This is a genomic window from Shewanella sp. YQ_9 (genome assembly GCF_043103185.1).
Classification (GTDB): Bacteria; Pseudomonadota; Gammaproteobacteria; order Enterobacterales; family Shewanellaceae; genus Shewanella; species Shewanella algae.
Genome location: NZ_JBICJO010000036.1, coordinates 115388 through 132581 on the forward strand (window position 1 = coordinate 115388; position 17194 = coordinate 132581).

Consider the following 17194-nt stretch of genomic DNA (forward strand, 5'->3'; position numbering starts at 1 on the left):
TGACAGTCTTGGAACAAGTTAGGCGTCTCCCCAATCCTGATTAAAGCTGGTTGAACAGCGTCAGTTGGCTGATTTTGACAAAACTCTGCTGCGACACCCGCAAGGCCGTCAGCTTCATCTGAAACTCAGAGGTTGCCGCCGGATAGTCCAGCGCCTCGGTTTCGCCTATCACTTCCTTGGTGAACAGTGCCATCTCCTGATGACTGCTCTTACCAAGACTCAGGCGGTTCTGTTTGCCACCTATGTCTGTAATCGCCGCGCCTATACTGGAGAGAGTATCATCCAGAGACTGCATCATGGCGCCTGCCACGGCTTCAAAATCGGCATCACCGGGAGCCTTGGCCGGATCCCGCAGCACTTCGACATACTCGGCGGCTTGATTGAGCAGATCCTGGCTACCGTTACCGAACCAGAACTCCTGCGCCGTGACGTTGGCATCGACCCAGGAGTCGGCAGCTATCTGCACCTGACGATGCTGGGCATCCCCTTGAAACTGATAACGGCCACTGCTGTCCAGTGCTACCGCCGGAGTACGGCTAAGGTTGCCGGAAAACAGATAGTTGCCGTCGGCATCTCTGGCGTTGAGGATATCGACACAGGTATCCATCAGGGCCGAGAGTTCATCGGCATAACCCTGTTGGTCGGCGGCCGACAGTTGACCACTGTTGGCCGAAATAACAATTTCCCGCATCCGGGTCTGCGCCTGCACCAGGCTATCGAGATAAGTTTCCACCCGCCCGAGACTGGTCGACAGGTTGTCGATATTACTTATGTATTGTGAAGTCTTGGCCAGGTCCCGCTCGCAGTTGAGCACTTTTACCTTGCCTATGGGGTCATCGGAAGGACGCAGCAAGGCCTTGCCACTGGACAGCTGTTGATCCAGTTGCCCCAGTTGACTCAGTGTCTGTTGCATTGAGTGCAAGTTGGCACTGTACATATTAAACATGGCTACCCGCATTCAGGACTCCTTAAATACTGTCCAGCAGGGACTGGAACAGCCTATCGGCCGTGGCTATCACCCTGGCATTGGCCTGGTATGACTGTTGATAAACGATCAGGTTGACCCCTTCCTCGTCCAAATTGATGCCACTGGTGCTGGCCCATTGGCTCTGTGCTTCTTTCTGTAGTGCCAGCGCTGTCTTGTTCTCTTGCTGCGCCTGCCGGGAAATACTGCCCAGCTCACCCACCTTACCGGCATAGGCATTGCCCAGGGTGGCTCGACTGCCCATGGAGGCAAAGTCCAGCTCCTGATTGGCCAAGGCCACAAAGGCCTTGAGATTGCTGTTATCCCCCGGAGTGCCATCCAGGCCGAAGGCCAGATCGCCGGAGTTCAGGCCCTGATTGAGCCGCAGACTGCCCGCCGGGTTGGAAGCATCCAAGTGCCAAATGGCTTGAGTCGCTTTGTTGCCGGCCAAATCTGTGCCTTTAGCCTGAATATCATTCATCTGTTGTGCCAGCTGGGTTGCCAGCTCATCCAGGAAAGCCCGACTCTGTTTCAGGTTGGTATCCCGGTAGTTAAGTAGAGCCCCCAGCTGACCGCCCGTCTCCTGCAACTTAAACTGAGACTGGCCAAAGCTTAGCTCTAGATTGATTTGCTTGGGATTTGCCGGGTCTGTCACGCCCTTGAGTGTTGCCGGAACAATACCACTCAGCAGCGGCTGCCCCTGAGAGAGCGAGATATTGGCCAGGCCCTTGTCATCCATCACTACCCGGACATCCATGAGTGAAGATAATTCAGCTATTGCAGCATCCCGGTTATCCAGTAACGAGGCCGAAGGCACCTTGGCGGCCCCGTCGGCGGCGATATCTTCATTCAAGCGAGCTATCTTCTCCAGCAGAGTATTGATCTCTTTGATGCTGGCCTGGGTCTGGCCGACGATTTGTTGCTCTTGACTGTCCAGCCCTGAGGCTATCGAGTTGAAACGCTGCGCCACGCCGTTGGCTTCATTGAGCACCGCCTGTCTGAGCGCCGGGTCATTGGGCTTTTCCATGGCCGCATTCATGGCGGCAAACAGATGATCCAAGCCGGTAGAAAGGTTGTTGCTGTCGGCGGCCATCAGCTGTTCCAGCTGGCCGGCATAGCTCTGTTTAACACCGGCGAAGCCCACATCACTGCCGGTACGCCACAGTTGCATCACCTGATACTGATCCGAAATCCGCCGCACCCCATCAACACTGACGCCATTACCGGCGCCATAGGCACCACCACCGACTGAGCTGAGCAACACCTGCTGGCGGGAATAGCCAGGCACCATGGCGTTGCTGGTGTTGTTGGACATGACTTGTAAGGCCGCCATGCTGGCATTCAGCCCGGACATGGCGTTATTGAGCAGATTCATTCAGTCTCCTTGTGAACTGGCGGAACCAGGAGTGCAGGTTGCATTGCCATGGTCGTCTTCTCAGAAGAAGCGACCGGTTCGGCACTAAACTGAAGTTTTGCCCCCAATTGTCGACTCATAACATCCGCAAGCCCGGTCGATTGCATCTGCGACAACCTCAGTGCCAGCTCGGAATCATACCAATCCCGATACAGGCCATCGTTGCTGGATGACAGCAGATTCTCTTCATCGGCAATGGCATCGCTGGCGGTACGCATCTGTTTCAGCACTGTCTGCAAAAACATGGCTTCAAACTGCTGGCTGACCTGCTTCAGGGCGCCCTTTTCGCCATGCGCCTTAATCAGCTCGCCCGAATCGAGCCGCCCCAGCAGCCCCGGAGTTTGGGTTACTTTCATCAGATCACCACCAGATCAGCTTCCAGGGCACCGGCTTCTTCCAGTGCCTGCAAGATAGCCATCAGATCCATGGGAGAGGCTCCCATGCTATTGACGGCACGTACGATATCATTCAAAGAGCTACCCTCTGGCCAGACAAACATACGTCCGTCTTCCTGTTGAATATCCACATCCGAGTCATTGGTCACCACGGTTTGACCGGCGGCATCGCCAAAAATCCCCGGATTGGGCTGGCTCACCTGCTGCTTCTCTGTAATGGTCACTGTCAGGTTGCCGTGGCTGACGGCGGCCTTGCGCACCACCACATCACCGCCCATCACCACAGTCCCTGTGCGGGCGTTGAACACCACCTTGGGAGGAATGCGGCCGGGCTCGACCATGATGTCTTCCAGCATAGACATAAACATTACCCGCTCCCGCTCGGATTGCGGCGCCCTGACGCTCACCCGTGCATGGCTCTCGGCCTTGGCGACATCCGGGCCAAACACGGCGTTGATCGCCTTCTCAATATTGCGGGCACTGCGAAAGCCAGCCTGCTTGAGGTTGAGTATCACCTGCGGATTACTGGCAAAAGAGCTGGGAATGACAGCCTCGAGCAAGGCGCCCCCAGGAATACTGCCGACGGTAGGCACATTGATGGTCATGGAGGTGCCGTTGCGGCCCTGGGCCGACACGCCGCCCACTACCAGATTCCCTTGGGCGACGGCATAGATTTCACCGTCGACCGCCCGCAAAGGCGTCATCAACAGAGTGCCGCCCCTGAGGCTCTTGGCATCCCCTATGGAGGAGACGGTCACATCCAGAGTCTGCCCCGGACTTGCCAGCGCCGCCACATTGGCAACCACGGCCACGGCGGCAACGTTTTTCAGCTTGGGATCCATGCTGCCATCAATCTGCACCCCAAACTGTTTCAGCATGTTCACCACCGACTGGCCGGTAAACTTCACCTGGTTCTTGTCACCTGTCCCATCGAGCCCCACCACCAGGCCATAGCCCACCAGTTGGTTTTCGCGAATACCCTGCACATCTACCATATCCAGCAGATGGCGACTCTTCTCGGCCAACACCTGGCCCGGCATGGTAAGCCCCAGCAACAGCAGAGCTAAAAGCAGTCTTGTCATCTTCATTCCTGTTACATAGGGAACCAGGGGCTGTTGAAGTAGCGAGCCGCCCAGCCCATGGCATTACTGTCGGCAATGGCGCCCTGGCCACCATAGATAATGCGGGCATCGGCAATCCGCTGCGATGAGATGGTGTTCTGGTTGTCTATGTCGTCGGAGCGGATAAGCCCGATAAGACGCAGATACTCATCCCCCTGACTGAGGCGAAGCCATTTCTCACCGCGGATCAGCAGCACGCCGTTGGGCATCACCTTGGCCACTGTCACAGTAATGGCGCCGGAAAGCTGGTTCTGCTGAGTCGTGGCGCCGCTGCCATTGAAGCCACGACCAAACTTGCCCTCACCATTGGCGCTGAAACTACTGTCATCCACCCCGCCCTGAACGCCAAAGTTCAGATCCTGAGACTTATTGGTCTGGGTATTGGCCTTCTTGCTGGAGTAGGTCTTCTCATCCAGGGAGACTGTGAGTATGTCTCCCTCGCGAAAGGCCCGCTTATCCTTGAACAGGGTCAGCATAAAACCGGGGCGATACAGGCTGCCGTCTTTGGCTTCCGGCAAGGAGTAGTCCACCTCAGGCGGCGCCCATTCTTTGTTGCCCGGCTGCTGTTCTGCGTCGGGGAAGTGGGAGATACAGCCGCTGAGCGACAGCATCAGCAGCGCCAACAAGAGTCTCATGATCTTCATACCGATTGGTTCAGGAACTTGAGCATATCGTCAGTGGCTGAGACCACCTTGGCGTTCATCTCGTAGGCTCTCTGGGTCGAGATCATCTCTACCATCTCTTCGACCACATTGACGTTGGCCCCTTCGAGCGCCCCCTGGCGTAAACTGCCCAAAGCCTCCTCGCCGGGAACCCCTTCTATCGGCACACCGGAAGACGCGGTTTCGTGGTACAGGTTATTGCCTCGGGACTCGAGCCCGGCCGGGTTGGCAAAGTGCGCCAGGGTGATCTGTCCCAGCTCCATCGCCTCTGCCTGACCCGCCACTTTGGCACTCACCACACCGTTTTCGGCTATGGTGATCCCGGTGGCGGTTTCGGGGATCTGGATGTTGGGCACCAAGGGCAGCCCCTGGGAGGTCACCATCATGCCGTCGCTGTTACGATAAAACTGGCCATCACGGCTGTATGCCACTTCGCCATTGGCTTCTTCAATCTGGAAAAACCCCTGGCCCTCAATAGCGATGTCCAGTTGCTGATTGGTAGTGAGTATGTCGCCTGTGGTGAACACCTTCTGGGTACTGGCTACTCGGGCGCCCGTGCCCAATTGCAGCCCGGATGGCAACTCATTGAGCTCGTCTACTTGGCCGCCTGGTTGGCGCTGTACCTGATAGAAGAGATCGTTGAAACCGACTCTATCGCGCTTGAAACCTGTGGTATTAACGTTGGCCAGGTTGTTGGCGATGGTCGTCATCTTCACATCCTGAGCAGTCAATCCTGTCTTACTCACCCATAATGCCGATTGCATTTAGACTCTCCTCAATATTAGGCGTCACGCAGCAGGCGATTACCCGCCTCAGCCAACTTCTCTGCGCTTTTCATTAACTTAATTTGCACTTCAAACTGACGTCCCAGCTCCATGGAGGCCAGCAACTCACCAACGGCATCGACATTGCTGCTCTCCAGCGCGCCGGAAGCCAGCCGCACTTGCTCGGACACCTGGGCCTCGCCGTTGTTGGCATACAGCAAACCATCGGCGCCCTTGTGCAGCTGATTCTGGGCAGCGTTCACCAGCTTGAGCTGGGCAACCTCTTCAATCAGCCCACCCTGCTCGGCCACTATCGACAGGCGGCCGTCTTCACTGACAATCAGCTCGCGATACTGAGGCAGCACCAAAGGCCCATTGGCGCCCATCAAGGGGAACCCCGCCACTGTCAGTTCACCGTTGGCACCTTCGCTGATGGCGCCGTTACGGGTATAGGCTTCGCCCTGAGGTGTTTGCACTGTGAAATAGCCATCGCCCTTAATCGCCATATCGAGCCGGCGCCCAGTGCTGACTATCTCTCCATGGCGGCTGTTGAAACCGACATTCTGGGTCTGCGGCAAGATCCGCGAAGCAAAGCTTCCTTGAGTCTCAGGCACAGGAACCGCAGCAACCCGCTCCAGATCGGCACGAAAGCCCTGGGTATCGGCATTGGCCAGGTTGTTGGCCCGAATCGCCTGGGACTGCAGAATGCGGCTGGCACCCTGGGCCGCGGTATAAATCATCTTATCCATGAGTCATCCGTCAGATGGCGTTCAGCAGCGCCTGCTGCATGGTCGAGTTGGTGTCCAGTACCTTGGCATTGGACTGATAGTTACGCTGCGCCGTCATCAGGCTCACCATCTCGGCCGTGGTATCCACGTTGGAACCCTCAAGATAGGCGCCCTTCAGGCTGCCCAGAGTACCGCTGCCAGGTGCGCCGACTGTGGCCTGCCCAGCTGAAGCAGAGGCCTGCCAGGCGTTGTTGCTCACCGGCGTCAAACCATTGGGATTGTTGAAATCTGCCAGCACCACCTGGCCCTGCAGCAACTCCTGACCATTGGTGTAGGTACCGAAGAGCATCCCGCTGTCATCCAGGCGTATCTTGTTGAATTCGCCGGCGGCATAACCATCCTGGCTCAGGCTGGAGTTGTTATAGTCATTGGCGTATTGAGTGAACCCTTCATAGTTCACCGCCAGGCTGACATCCTCGGCACCGGCCTTGGCGGGCAGAGTCAGGCTCAGCTTGTCGCCGCCGCTCAGGCTGCCCTTCTTGTCAAACTGCAGGCTGTGGCCGTCTTTGGGTTCGAGAACGGCCGAGTCCAGCACGAAGTAGACTTTCCATTCATTGTCGCCTGTCTTGGCGTAGTACTGGGTCAGGGATCTCTGGTTGCCGAGTGAGTCGAACACACTGACAGTACCCGAGGAGTGATAACTTGCCGGGTCTGTGGGCGAAAATGGCGTCGTTGCAGGATCTATGGCTTCCATACGCGCATCCAGGTTGGACACCTGATTGACCAGAGTCGACGCCTTGGCCGGCAGAGAACCTGTCTTGATCTGCAAGTCACCCATGGTGCCTGTTTGCAGCACGCCATCGGCCGTGGCCGGATAGCCCTGCAGACGGTTGCCGACAGGATCTGTGATAAAGCCCAGAGCATCCTGGCCGAAGATCCCGGCGCGGGCATAAAGATTGGAGCCATCGGTGCCACGCAACATAAAGAAGCCACTGCCCTGGATCCCCATATCCAGCTCACGGCCTGTGTAGGTCAGCGTGCCCTCACGGGAGAAGTTCTGGCTGGTATTCATCACATTGACACCGGCACCCATGCCACTGTTGTAGATGGCGGCAAACTCGCTGCGACCACCACGGAAGCCCCAGGTAGAGGCGTTGGCAATGTTGTTACTTATGGTGTTGAGGTCCTGACTGGTGGCCTGCAATCCACTTAGCGCAATATTGAAAGACATCTTGTCTCCTGTTATGAAACTTCGGAAATATCCAGCACAGACACTGTGCCCAAACCATTGGCCAGCTCAGCCATCATCATGCCCTTGGCACTGACGAAATGAACCTTGCTGATTGTGCCGGCGAGAAATGACTGAGCCTTCAATGCTTTTTCACCGTCGCTGGCCTGAACTTTCAATTGGTATTCCCCCGGAGGAAGCCCCAGTCCTTCGGGATCTATCTGAAAACTGACATCGCCTGCCGCCTGACTGCCGAGCTCCAGGGTTTTGACGACTTCCCCGTTTTTATCGCTGATCTCCACAGTCACCGCCGAGGCGCTGTGCTCCAGATAGACTTTGCCGTCTATCACATGTTCGGCCGCGGTAAAGCTGTCTGCCGGCACCATGGCCTGCTTACCTATAAGGGAAGCCGATTGCACCAGCCCGAGGTTTTCCATCATGGTCATCTGGTTTTTCTGGTTCTGGCGCATCGCCTCCAGGCTCTCCACCTGGGAGAACTGCGCCAACTGGCCCAGATACTCACTGGCATCCAGGGGGTTGGTAGGGTCCTGATTCTTGATCTGGGCTATCATCAACGACATGAACTCGTTCTTCAGCGAAGCGGGATCATTGCCGTTGGCACGGATGGCATCTGTCTTCTGGCCATCTTCGCGGGTATTGACGTTCTGTACCTGTTGCATCCTCTATTCCCTTATTTTCCCAGAGCCAGGAGTCCCTGCTGCATGGAGCGGGCGCGGTTCATCACTTCGACACTGGTTTCAAAAGCGCGGCTGGCGGCCATCATGTCGGCCATCTCTTCCACTGTGTTGACATTGGAATAGGTCACATAGCCATCGGCATTGGCCAGCGGGTGGCCGGGTTCATAACGGGTTTCCAACGGTGCATCGGACTGCACCAGGGCCTTGATCTGCACCTTGGCACTGACGCTGTTGTTTTGTTGCTGATAGAGGGTGGAAAATACCGGTTTTATCGCCCGGTAGGCGCTATCACTGGACTCGGCAGCCACACCTGCGTTGGCCAGGTTACTGGCGATAGCGTTCAGTCTCAGGGTCTGCACCGTCATGCCACTGCCGGCAACCTGATATATCTCTGCAAATGACACGACTATTTACCCTCGATAGCGGCCTTCAGGCCTTGGATTTTCATGTTGAGAAAGGTCAGGCTGGTCTGAAAGTCCATGGCATTTTGTGAAAAACGCGCCTGCTCCTGCCCCAGTTCAACCGTGCTGTTATCGGCACTGGACTGATAAGGTACCCGATACCCCACTGTGTACTGCCCTCCAAAAGGGATGCCGGCATCCAGCTGCGCCATCAGAGCACCAAAGTCAAGATCTCTGGCCTGGTAGCCGGGTGTTTCGGCGTTGGCCAGGTTTCCGGCCAGCACCTTGCTGCGCTCAACCCTGAAATCCAATAATTGAGGATGCAGACACAATGCCGCATCGAGCTTGATAGCCATGGTTTCTCCTAGTAAGGTATCCATAGGTTTTCGCTCCTTGTAACAAATACCATGCCAATAGTTTTTATCCTTAAAATACAATGACTAACAAGCCAACCCTCAATAATTGCGGAACCCTGATTTCCCCTTTTGCCTTGCTGCTTTTGCTGTTGTTTCCGCTGCTTCCGTTGCCGGCGGCCGCCTCGGCCAACCAGGTCGAGCAAGCGGCCAGACAATATCTGCAGCAGCAATTGCAGCAGTTTGCTGCGGCGCAACAGATGAAACCGCTTCAAAGCAAGATTCGAATGACACTGCCATCTGGGGTCAAGCGCCTGGCCGACTGCCCGCAAAAGCCGGACATCAGCCTGGCCAACCCTTCGGCGCCGCTCTGGGGACGGGTATCTTTGGAGGTGCGTTGTCCGGCGGCCGACTGGCGTTTCTTTCTACGGGCCAGGGTCGAAGCCAAGGCCCAATTGCCTGTGTTGACACAAACCCTGCACAGAGGCAGCATCATCGACGCGCGGAACATAGAGTGGCGCTGGCTGGAGTTGCAGGCCAGTGACAGAGACATTGTCAGCAACCAACGCGAGCTCATAGGCAAACAGGTGGCGCGCAGGATCCGCGCAGGTGAAGCCATCTTGCTGCGACAGCTGAGCCAGAGTGATTGGGTGCGTGCCGGCGAACAGGTGATCATCCAGGTCAGCCAGGAGGGTTTTGAAGCTCAAATGCCGGGTACCGCGCTGGAAAGTGCCTCCCGGGGAGAAGTGATTAGGGTGCGAAACTTAAGCTCGCAGAAGGTCATCAAGGCCTACCCGATAGCGCAGGGCATAGTTACACCACAAAAGTAGTTACTCAGCAAAAGTAGCCACATCACAAAAATAATTTTATTTTTTACGGATCCGGTCGCCTTTACTCACTAGAGCACATTATTTCGGGGGTTCAATGGAAATCACTCAGCGTCTGCATGCGGTTGTCAGCGACAGTGGCGTCACCGCAGCGAATCGGCGTCAACGCCAGGAAACCACGGTATCCGCAGCCCAGCAGGATAAGGTAAGCCCTGAGTATCACTGGCTGAATCAGGCCCAGACTCAACTGGCTCAGGAGAGCGAGGTAGATCAACTCAAGGTGGCCAGCTTGCGTCAGGCTCTGCAACAGGGCAATTTTGAACTGGATGTCGAGGCCATGGCCAAAGCTATGCTGCAGCAGCACGGGAAACAGGACAAGTAAGCCATCCATGAGCAATAAACGCGAAGCACTGCAAGGTCTGGTCGCCGGGATCCGCCAGGACATACTGGACTACCGGGAGTTAAAGAAGCTGCTGCAACAGCAGCGCCAGTTGATGCTGCGCCATGACAATCAAGGGCTTATCCAGCATAACCAGCAGCAGGATCAGTTAGTTGCCAAGTTACAGCACAATTCGCTGCTGCGCGCCGCACATCTGGCACAAATAGGTGTCAGCAATGATCATCAGGGCATACGCCAACTGCAGAGTAAACTGCCCGAGCAGGCAGCTCATAAACTGGAACAACTGTGGCAGCAACTGCTGCAACAGGCCAGAGAGAGCCAGAGACTCAACGAGCTCAACGGCCAACTGCTGGTGCGCCAACAGGAGATCATCCGCGGTATTCTGGGGCTGGGAAATGCCGATGAGTACCCACAGAACCTTGCCTCACCTCAGTTTCCCTGAAGCCTTAAGCCGCGCCATACTGCTGCCCGCCAACTCATCAAGCTGAAACTGCTCCTGCTGCTCCAGCCGTCGTCGCTGTCGCTGTTGTTGCTGCCCGTCAAACCAATTCACCCGCTGATAACGCCCCAACTGCTGCTGCCATAAGCCCTGCAGCCTTTGTTGTTCATTGCCGAGCAACTGCTGCTGAGTATTGAGACTCTGCTTCAATGGTTGCAGTCTTTGCAGCAAGGCCTGACTGTTGCAAAGTCCCACAATTGAACCCTGACGAAACTGGCTGTAATGGGACTCCAGTAACGCCACCTGCTGTTGTTGCCCCTGCACCTGGGCCTGACGTTGCTGCAGCGCCTGTTTTTGCTCCGCCAATTCGCTGAGCTTACGCTGCTCAAGATGGCTCAGGCGTTGCAACAGTTTCATGACTCACCTCGCAGTGCGCGGGTCAGCGATTGCAGTTGCTGTTGACTGCCCGAAAGGTCAACTGCCTCGTCTGTGGTTTGGGTCAGGTAGTCGGCAATCCTCGGGTAATGGCTCACGGCGGCATCCAACTCGGGATCCTGCCCCGGTTGATAACCGCCCAACGGCAAGAGCTCACGTACTTCCTGATAACGCGCCAACATACGCCGAACCAGTGCCATCTCCTGCTGTTGTTCCTTGGGGGCAATCTGCAGCGCCAAACGACTGATAGAGGCTCCCAAATCCAGTGCCGGGAAATGCCCGGCCTCAGCCAAGCGGCGGCTCAGGAAGAAGTGACCATCCAGTATCGCCTTGGCCGCATCGGCGATGGGATCCTGCGTATCTTCCCCTTCGGTCAGCACAGTGTAAAACGCCGTCAGGGTTCCCTGTGGATGAGTGCCGTTGCCCGCCACCTCCACCAATGAAGGAAGTTGGGCGAAGGCCGAAGGCGGATATCCTTTGGTGGCCGGCGGTTCCCCCAAACTCAGGGCTATCTCCCGCTGTGCCTGGGCGTAACGTGTCAGTGAATCCACCAGCAGCAACACCCTATGGCCCTCGTCGCGAAAGCCACAGGCTATCTGGTGACACAGGCGCATGGCTCTGAGGCGCATCAAGGGAGAAGTGTCTGCAGGAGCGGCAACCACCACGGCGCGGCGGCGCCCCTCTTCACCCAAGGCCTGCTCGATAAACTCGCGCACCTCACGGCCGCGCTCGCCGATGAGCCCTACCACCACGCGGTCGGCCTCGGTGAAGCGGGTCATCATCCCCAGCAGTACACTCTTGCCCACCCCGGGACCGGCAAACAAGCCTACCCTTTGACCGCAGCCAACCGGCAGCAAGCCGTTGACGGCTCTGACCCCTACATCAAGAATGCGGGTAATGGGTTGCCGGGCAAGAGGATTGGGCACCTGAGTGACCGGGCGACAAAACTGCACGCCACTCAGCGGCCCGAGCTGATCCATCGGCTGGCCAAGGCCGTCGAGTACCCGGCCGAGCAGGCCGGCACCCAAAGGGATCTTATGGGTCTCTGTCTGGGGAATGACCCGGGCGCCAGGGCTCAGCCCCTGGGTGTCTGTGATAGGCATCAGGCAGAGGATCCCCTGATGGAACCCCACCACCTCGGCCTCGACATAGGCGCCATCGCGCCGCTCCACCATGGCGCGATCGCCAATCCCCAGGTTGCAGCCGACCGCCTCCAGCAACAGGCCACTCACGCGGATCAGGCGTCCGTATATCTGGGCTACCGGTACCCGGGGCCAGTTTCCGGCCAGGACATTAGTCTTCATTGCTGGCGACTGTGGCCTCGGCTTCTGGAATCAGGTCGTCGTTCAAATGAGCTTCAACCTGATCCATACAGTTGTTGAGGCGGGTTTCCATGGAAGCATCGGCATCGCACTGATCACAAACCACCCGGCAACTGCCCTGGCTCAGGCTGTCGTCGGCTACCAGGTGCCAGTCAGCCACCTTGTCGGCCGCCAGATGTTGTAGCTGTTTGATGGTTGAGGGTTCCAGGTGGATCTTGATATCGCTGGCATCCTTGGGCAGTGCCTGCAGGGTTTCTTCAACCAGGGCAATGATCTGCAGTGGCTGCAGCGACAACTCGCAGCGGATCACCTGCTGTGCCACCCTTCTGACCAGGTCGACAATCAACTGCTGTTGCGCCTGGATCTGCTCGGCGTGGCTCTCGGCGAGCAACTGCTGCAATGCTGTCATGGGCGTCAATAGCTGATTCAACTGCTCATCTATCTGTGCCAACCCCTGGCTGCGCCCCTGCTCCAGCCCATCCCGCAGCCCGGATTCCTGGCCCGCTTGGCGCCCCTCGGTTTCGCCCTGAGTCTTGCCGGCTTCAAAGCCCTGTTCCCAGCCTTCCTGATAGCCCCGCTCCAACGCTTGCTGGAAGTCTTGCCAGTTGCCTTGTTCAGGACTCTCCCCTTCCAGGGGAGCAAATTGATAACGGCGCACCTGAGATGCACCTATGCGCCAAAGGCGACTATCTGCACCCATTACTCAACCACCTGTTCTTCAAACAGTTGCAGCTCGATTTCGCCGTTCTGCATCATCTCTTTGGCCGTTTCCATAATGTTGCGTCGCGCCTCATTGGCCATGCTCAGCGGCACAGCGCCCAAGGCCTCGGCCTGGGTCTCAATGGCGGAAGACATCCGCTTGGGCAGGGCGTTGAGCAGAGTGCGTTTCAGTTCGCCATCAATACCCTTGAGTGCCAGTGCCAGCGACTCGGCTTCGACCGCCCCGAGGATTTCCTGCAGGGTTTCCGGCTTCTGACGGCCCAGGATGATAAAGTCGAACATGTTTTCGGTAACATCATTGGCCAGATGCTTGTCCTGCAAGCGTATCATCTGCATCAGATGTTCACGGTCACCATCGAAGCGGTTGAGAATATCGGCCACCTGACGCACGCCGGACACCTGGGTATGGCTTTTCTCCATCGCCATCACCATGCAGCGCTCCACCAGTTGCCGCAGCTCTTCCACCACATCCCGATCCAGCTCGCCGAGGCGGGCTATGCGTACCAGCACTTCGTCCTGATTGTCTCCCGGCAAATGTTGTAATACCTGAGCGGCAATTTCCGGTGGCAAGAGTCCCAACATGATGGCCTGCAGCTGCACATGTTCGTGCTGCAGCTCCCGCGCCAACAGCTTGGCATCGACCCACTCCAGCCGCTTCACCAACATCTTGACCTCATCGCCATAGATGCTGTCGATAAGCCCCTTGGCGACTCTGTCACCCAGTGCCAAATCCAGGGTTTTCTGGAGATAGGCTCTCGATGCCCGGGCGATACCGGCCTGCTCTTTGTAGCGGTTGAAGAAGCGATCCAGTACAGATTCCGCTTCCTGCTGGGTCACCGAAGACAGGCGTGCCATCTTGTAACTCAGTTGTTCCACATCCTGGCGGTCGAGGTGCGCCATGACCTGAGAGGCACCTTCCTCACCCATACACAAGAGCAACATGGCCGCCTGCTCAAGATTGTCCAGAGTCGTTTGTTCAGTCACGATTTTTGTCCTTCATCCAATGGCTGATCACTTCGGCGACTCTGGCGGGTTCTTCCGTTGCCAGCAGTCCCAGGTGCTGCATTTTCACCGTCAGTGGCGAGCCGGGCGGTGGCAGATTCGACTGCGGCAAGGCCTTGCTGTCCTCAGCCTGCAATGCCAGCTGAGGCGGCTCAATGGCTTGTGTCAGGGGCTCGGCTTCCAGCGCTATTTCAGCGGCTTTGTCACCGGCCTTGTTGCCAGAGTGTCTTGAGCCTGAATCACTGCGGGTCAGGTGCTGAACCAAGGGGCGCAACACGAACAGAATAAGCAGTAAGGCCAATAGAGTGCCTATGCCATATTTCAGGTATTCACGCAGATGCTCGTTCTGCCACCAGGGCAAAGCTTCTATCACGGGCTTTTCCGGCACCACGAAGTCAAAACTGTTGATATTGATCTGATCGCCACGAGCCTCGGAAAAACCTATGGCGTCTTTAACCATGTCGCTTATCTGCTGCAACTGCTGCGGTTGCCAGCCTTCTTTGCCTGCCGCCTGTTGGTTCAACAGGATGGCTACCGACAGCCCTTCCAGCTGCATCTGTTGGAATTTGGTGTGCCGCACCGAGCGCCCAACTTCGTATGAGCGGGTTTCCTGTTGCCGCAGACTGCTTTCCTGATTGTCCTCTTTCTTGCCCTTCTTGCCGGACACAGGCTTGTTGCTCAGAGCCCCGGGGATCCCCAAGGCCAGGTTGCCGTTGGTTTGGTCTTTGTTGAGCGTTTCCTGAGTCATCACAGGATTGGGATCCACAGACTCGCGGGTTTCCTCTATCTGGTTAAAGTTCACCCTGGCGACCAGCTGCACCTGATAATTGTCCCGTCCCAGAATCGGATTCAACATGGATTCGGCGCGGGCGATCAGGTTGTTTTCCAGCTCATGGGTATACTTGAGCTGCTTGCTGCGGGATTGGCTGATGTCCTGGCCGGAGGCCATATCGGCATTCAGGTAGTTGCCGGCCTGGTCGACTATCTGCACCTGTTCCGGGGTCATGCCGGTAATGCTGCCGGAAACCAGGTTGGCAATAGCGCTGACCTGTGACTCATCCAAACGCGCCCCGGAATAGAGTTCCAACAACACAGAAGCGGTCGGCTTTTCCGGCTCGGCACGGATGAACAGGGTTCGCTTGGGAATCGCCAGATGCACTCTGGCATAACGTACGGCTTCGAGCGCCATTATGGTGCGCGCCAGTTCCCCTTCCAAACCATGAAGATAGCGAGCATGCTCCATAAACTGGCTGGTACCTATGGGCGCCTTGGCCAGGTTTTCCAGTCCTTCCGGCAGTTGGGCTTGTACTCCTTTGGCCGCCAGCAGGAGCCGCGCCGAACTCAACTTGTTTTCCGCCACCAGGATCTGTCCCGAATTGGCTTCCAGGCGATAGTCAATGCCTTCACCCTCAAGCACTTCAATGATCTGGCTGCTGTCGACCTTTTCCTTGAGCCCGTACAAGGGCCGATATCCCTGGCTGCCACTCCAGAGGAACAACACCAGTACACAGGCCACTGCCGAGGCCAGTATAGCCAGCAACAGCATTTGGTTGACATGGGATAACTTCCCCTTGATCGCTTCCAGCATGGGCTTCTGTCCGGCGGCAGACGGTTTTGCCGGTAGAGCTAAACTCGTTGACATCTATTGTCCTTAAATGGGCATTTTCATAACATCATCAAAGGCTTGAACAAGGCGATTACGCACCTGCATCAAGGCCGAAAACGACAGACTGGCCTTTTGAGACGCCACCATGGCGCCCACCAGATCATCGCTCCTGCCGCTGTCGACCGCTTGGGTCAGCATTGATGATGTCAGCTGATCTTGATTGATCTCCTGCAGCTTCTGCTTCATCAGGCTGCCAAAGGAGACGACTTGGGGAGTATGGCCATCGATGGAAGGCATGATTGCGCCCTGGGCAATCTCCTTGTGGATAGCCAGTGTTTGCTGGATATTGTTAAAACCGGCGGAAATACTATTGTTGCTCATTGCTGCCATTCTCTGTTGTCAGCCATTCAGGCGGCCTTGGCCTTGGCTAAAAGGCTGTCGATATCTATGCCCGCATCCCGCATCTGTACCAGCTTGTAGCGCAGTGCCCGGGTGGTCATTCCCAAAGCATCGGCACTGCGACTGCGGTGACCGCCAAAACGCTTCAAAATCTCAATGACATATTGGAACTCTGCATGTTTTTTGGAGGCTTTAAGCCCATTGGAAGGTTCCGGAATGGAATTTACACTTGCAATATTTTCCGGCAGCCTGATGCCTAAATCGACAACCTGTAAAATAGTGCCATGACGCATAACCAATGCCCGCTGAATGACATTTTCCAGCTCTCTGACATTACCAGGCCAGTTATAATTAATTAGCGCATTTTTAGCCGCATCGCTTAAATAACATTCTTGACCATTGGTCAAATAGCCATAAAGCTGAATAAAATGTTCCGCAAGCGGAATAATATCTTCCGCCCTTTCCCTAAGGGGTTTTAATTCCAGTGTCAACACATCCAAACGATAATAAAGATCTTCCCGGAATCGGCCTTGAGATACAGCTTCTTTTAAATTTTTGTTGGTAGCTGCAATAACGCGTATGTTCAAAGGAATGATTTTATGACCGCCGACTCTTTCGACTTCTCTCTCCTGCAATACCCGCAAGAGTTTTGCCTGCAAAGATAAAGGCAGTTCCGCTATTTCATCCAACAACAGAGTGCCACCTTCTGCCAACTCGAATTTGCCCGGTTGATCTGCGCTGGCCCCGGTAAAGGCACCTTTAACATGGCCAAATAGTACCGACTCGAGTATCTGCTCAGGAATGGCGGCGCAGTTCACCGCCACGAAGGGCTGCTCTCTGCGACTGGAATGGCGATGAATGAAATGTGCCAGCGGCTCTTTGCCGGTACCACTCTCGCCGGTGAGCAAAACTGTGGTATCCGCCTTGGCGGTTCTGTGGGCCAGCATCAACAGCTGCCGACTCAGGGGAGAAGCCACCACCAATTCGCTGTCTTCCTGCTCCATCTGCCGCAGGCGAAACAGCAGCTTGATCAGTTGGCTTTCATCCAGGGGCAGCAGTAGGTAGTCCTGAGCCCCGGCCTGCATGGCCTTGACCGCCAGCTCAGTCTGCTCAGGTTGCAGCAACGCCACCAGATTGTGGGCCCGCTGTCGATGCAGACGTCCGGCTACCTGCTCGGGGCTGCAGGCAGAAACATCGACCAGCGCCAGCCAGCTGCTGATCCCTTCAATGATATTAAACCCTTCCTGTTCCATGAGCTGGGCTGTCTGAGTACTGACCAGCCCCTTGCAGCCAACCACGCTGTAGTTTTTCAAGAC

21 protein-coding genes are annotated in these 17194 nt (G+C 56.3%); 3 read left to right on the forward strand and 18 right to left on the reverse strand.

Features of this window, described 5'->3' with window-relative positions:
* Nucleotides 1-40 precede the first annotated feature (40 nt).
* From flgL to ACF8D4_RS11695, 11 genes are read right to left on the reverse strand one after another with little or no spacing between them, the layout of a single operon-like run.
* A complete protein-coding gene (gene flgL, locus ACF8D4_RS11645) occupies nt 41-958 on the reverse strand; it encodes a flagellar hook-associated protein FlgL (RefSeq protein WP_304715501.1) in 918 nt (305 codons plus the stop codon).
* Between the two features lie 10 nt (nt 959-968).
* Nucleotides 969-2339: a flagellar hook-associated protein FlgK gene (flgK, locus tag ACF8D4_RS11650; protein WP_301561016.1), complete on the reverse strand. Its 1371-nt coding sequence runs from the start codon at nt 2337-2339 to the stop codon at nt 969-971.
* Nucleotides 2336-2734 (reverse strand): rod-binding protein, encoded by a 399-nt coding sequence (locus ACF8D4_RS11655; RefSeq protein ID WP_025009142.1) that lies wholly within the window; start codon nt 2732-2734, stop codon nt 2336-2338. Before ACF8D4_RS11655 ends, flgK begins: the two co-directional genes overlap by 4 nt.
* Nucleotides 2734-3855 carry a flagellar basal body P-ring protein FlgI gene (locus ACF8D4_RS11660; RefSeq protein ID WP_025009141.1) on the reverse strand — a complete coding sequence of 374 codons (1122 nt, stop codon included), beginning with the start codon at nt 3853-3855 and terminating at the stop codon, nt 2734-2736. Before ACF8D4_RS11660 ends, ACF8D4_RS11655 begins: the two co-directional genes overlap by 1 nt.
* A gap of 11 nt (nt 3856-3866) precedes the next feature.
* The gene (gene flgH / locus ACF8D4_RS11665; protein WP_025009140.1) at nt 3867-4529 is read right to left on the reverse strand and encodes a flagellar basal body L-ring protein FlgH; all 663 of its coding nucleotides are present in this window, start codon (nt 4527-4529) and stop codon (nt 3867-3869) included.
* 5 nt (nt 4530-4534) lie between these two features.
* Nucleotides 4535-5320, reverse strand: coding sequence for a flagellar basal-body rod protein FlgG (gene flgG, locus ACF8D4_RS11670; protein ID WP_025888434.1), 786 nt, complete (start codon nt 5318-5320; stop codon nt 4535-4537).
* Between the two features lie 17 nt (nt 5321-5337).
* Nucleotides 5338-6069, reverse strand: coding sequence for a flagellar basal body rod protein FlgF (locus tag ACF8D4_RS11675; protein WP_107110818.1), 732 nt, complete (start codon nt 6067-6069; stop codon nt 5338-5340).
* A gap of 10 nt (nt 6070-6079) precedes the next feature.
* Complete coding sequence (flgE, locus tag ACF8D4_RS11680; protein WP_025888437.1) at nt 6080-7279, reverse strand: flagellar hook protein FlgE; 1200 nt, start codon at nt 7277-7279, stop codon at nt 6080-6082.
* 11 nt (nt 7280-7290) lie between these two features.
* The gene (locus tag ACF8D4_RS11685) at nt 7291-7956 is read right to left on the reverse strand and encodes a FlgD immunoglobulin-like domain containing protein (RefSeq protein ID WP_107110817.1); all 666 of its coding nucleotides are present in this window, start codon (nt 7954-7956) and stop codon (nt 7291-7293) included.
* Between the two features lie 11 nt (nt 7957-7967).
* Nucleotides 7968-8378, reverse strand: a complete 411-nt coding sequence (gene flgC, locus ACF8D4_RS11690; RefSeq protein ID WP_025888439.1) for a flagellar basal body rod protein FlgC — start codon at nt 8376-8378, stop codon at nt 7968-7970.
* 2 nt (nt 8379-8380) lie between these two features.
* A complete protein-coding gene (locus tag ACF8D4_RS11695; protein WP_392468744.1) occupies nt 8381-8731 on the reverse strand; it encodes a flagellar basal body rod protein FlgB in 351 nt (116 codons plus the stop codon).
* Between the two features lie 80 nt (nt 8732-8811).
* On the opposite strand from ACF8D4_RS11695, the gene flgA reads away from it, so the two are divergent.
* The 3 genes from flgA to flgN all read left to right on the forward strand — a co-directional run bounded on the left by flgA (nt 8812) and on the right by flgN (nt 10397).
* The gene (gene flgA, locus ACF8D4_RS11700) at nt 8812-9558 is read left to right on the forward strand and encodes a flagellar basal body P-ring formation chaperone FlgA (RefSeq protein WP_345868461.1); all 747 of its coding nucleotides are present in this window, start codon (nt 8812-8814) and stop codon (nt 9556-9558) included.
* Between the two features lie 94 nt (nt 9559-9652).
* A complete protein-coding gene (gene flgM, locus ACF8D4_RS11705; RefSeq protein WP_025009133.1) occupies nt 9653-9937 on the forward strand; it encodes a flagellar biosynthesis anti-sigma factor FlgM in 285 nt (94 codons plus the stop codon).
* A 7-nt stretch (nt 9938-9944) separates the two neighbouring features.
* Entirely contained in the window at nt 9945-10397 is a 453-nt protein-coding gene (gene flgN, locus ACF8D4_RS11710; protein ID WP_208170272.1) for a flagellar export chaperone FlgN, read from the forward strand.
* Here the strand turns inward: flgN and ACF8D4_RS11715 are convergent.
* Genes ACF8D4_RS11715 through ACF8D4_RS11745 form a run of 7 tightly spaced genes read right to left on the reverse strand, consistent with a single transcriptional unit; the run spans nt 10380 to nt 17131 of the window.
* Complete coding sequence (locus ACF8D4_RS11715; RefSeq protein ID WP_071237312.1) at nt 10380-10811, reverse strand: hypothetical protein; 432 nt, start codon at nt 10809-10811, stop codon at nt 10380-10382. The two genes, flgN and ACF8D4_RS11715, sit on opposite strands and share 18 nt — an antisense overlap.
* Nucleotides 10808-12133 carry a FliI/YscN family ATPase gene (locus ACF8D4_RS11720; RefSeq protein WP_392468734.1) on the reverse strand — a complete coding sequence of 442 codons (1326 nt, stop codon included), beginning with the start codon at nt 12131-12133 and terminating at the stop codon, nt 10808-10810. The genes ACF8D4_RS11715 and ACF8D4_RS11720 overlap by 4 nt, the downstream gene beginning before the upstream one ends.
* On the reverse strand, nt 12123-12851 hold the full coding sequence (gene fliH, locus ACF8D4_RS11725) for a flagellar assembly protein FliH (protein ID WP_025009130.1): 729 nt from the start codon (nt 12849-12851) through the stop codon (nt 12123-12125). Before fliH ends, ACF8D4_RS11720 begins: the two co-directional genes overlap by 11 nt.
* Nucleotides 12851-13837 carry a flagellar motor switch protein FliG gene (locus tag ACF8D4_RS11730; protein ID WP_025009129.1) on the reverse strand — a complete coding sequence of 329 codons (987 nt, stop codon included), beginning with the start codon at nt 13835-13837 and terminating at the stop codon, nt 12851-12853. Before ACF8D4_RS11730 ends, fliH begins: the two co-directional genes overlap by 1 nt.
* A 10-nt stretch (nt 13838-13847) precedes the next feature.
* Nucleotides 13848-15515 (reverse strand): flagellar basal-body MS-ring/collar protein FliF, encoded by a 1668-nt coding sequence (gene fliF / locus ACF8D4_RS11735; protein ID WP_392468736.1) that lies wholly within the window; start codon nt 15513-15515, stop codon nt 13848-13850.
* A 9-nt stretch (nt 15516-15524) separates the two neighbouring features.
* Nucleotides 15525-15860 carry a flagellar hook-basal body complex protein FliE gene (gene fliE / locus ACF8D4_RS11740; protein ID WP_025009127.1) on the reverse strand — a complete coding sequence of 112 codons (336 nt, stop codon included), beginning with the start codon at nt 15858-15860 and terminating at the stop codon, nt 15525-15527.
* A 26-nt stretch (nt 15861-15886) separates the two neighbouring features.
* The gene (locus tag ACF8D4_RS11745) at nt 15887-17131 is read right to left on the reverse strand and encodes a sigma-54 dependent transcriptional regulator (RefSeq protein ID WP_044736033.1); all 1245 of its coding nucleotides are present in this window, start codon (nt 17129-17131) and stop codon (nt 15887-15889) included.
* Nucleotides 17132-17194: the final 63 nt, after the last annotated feature.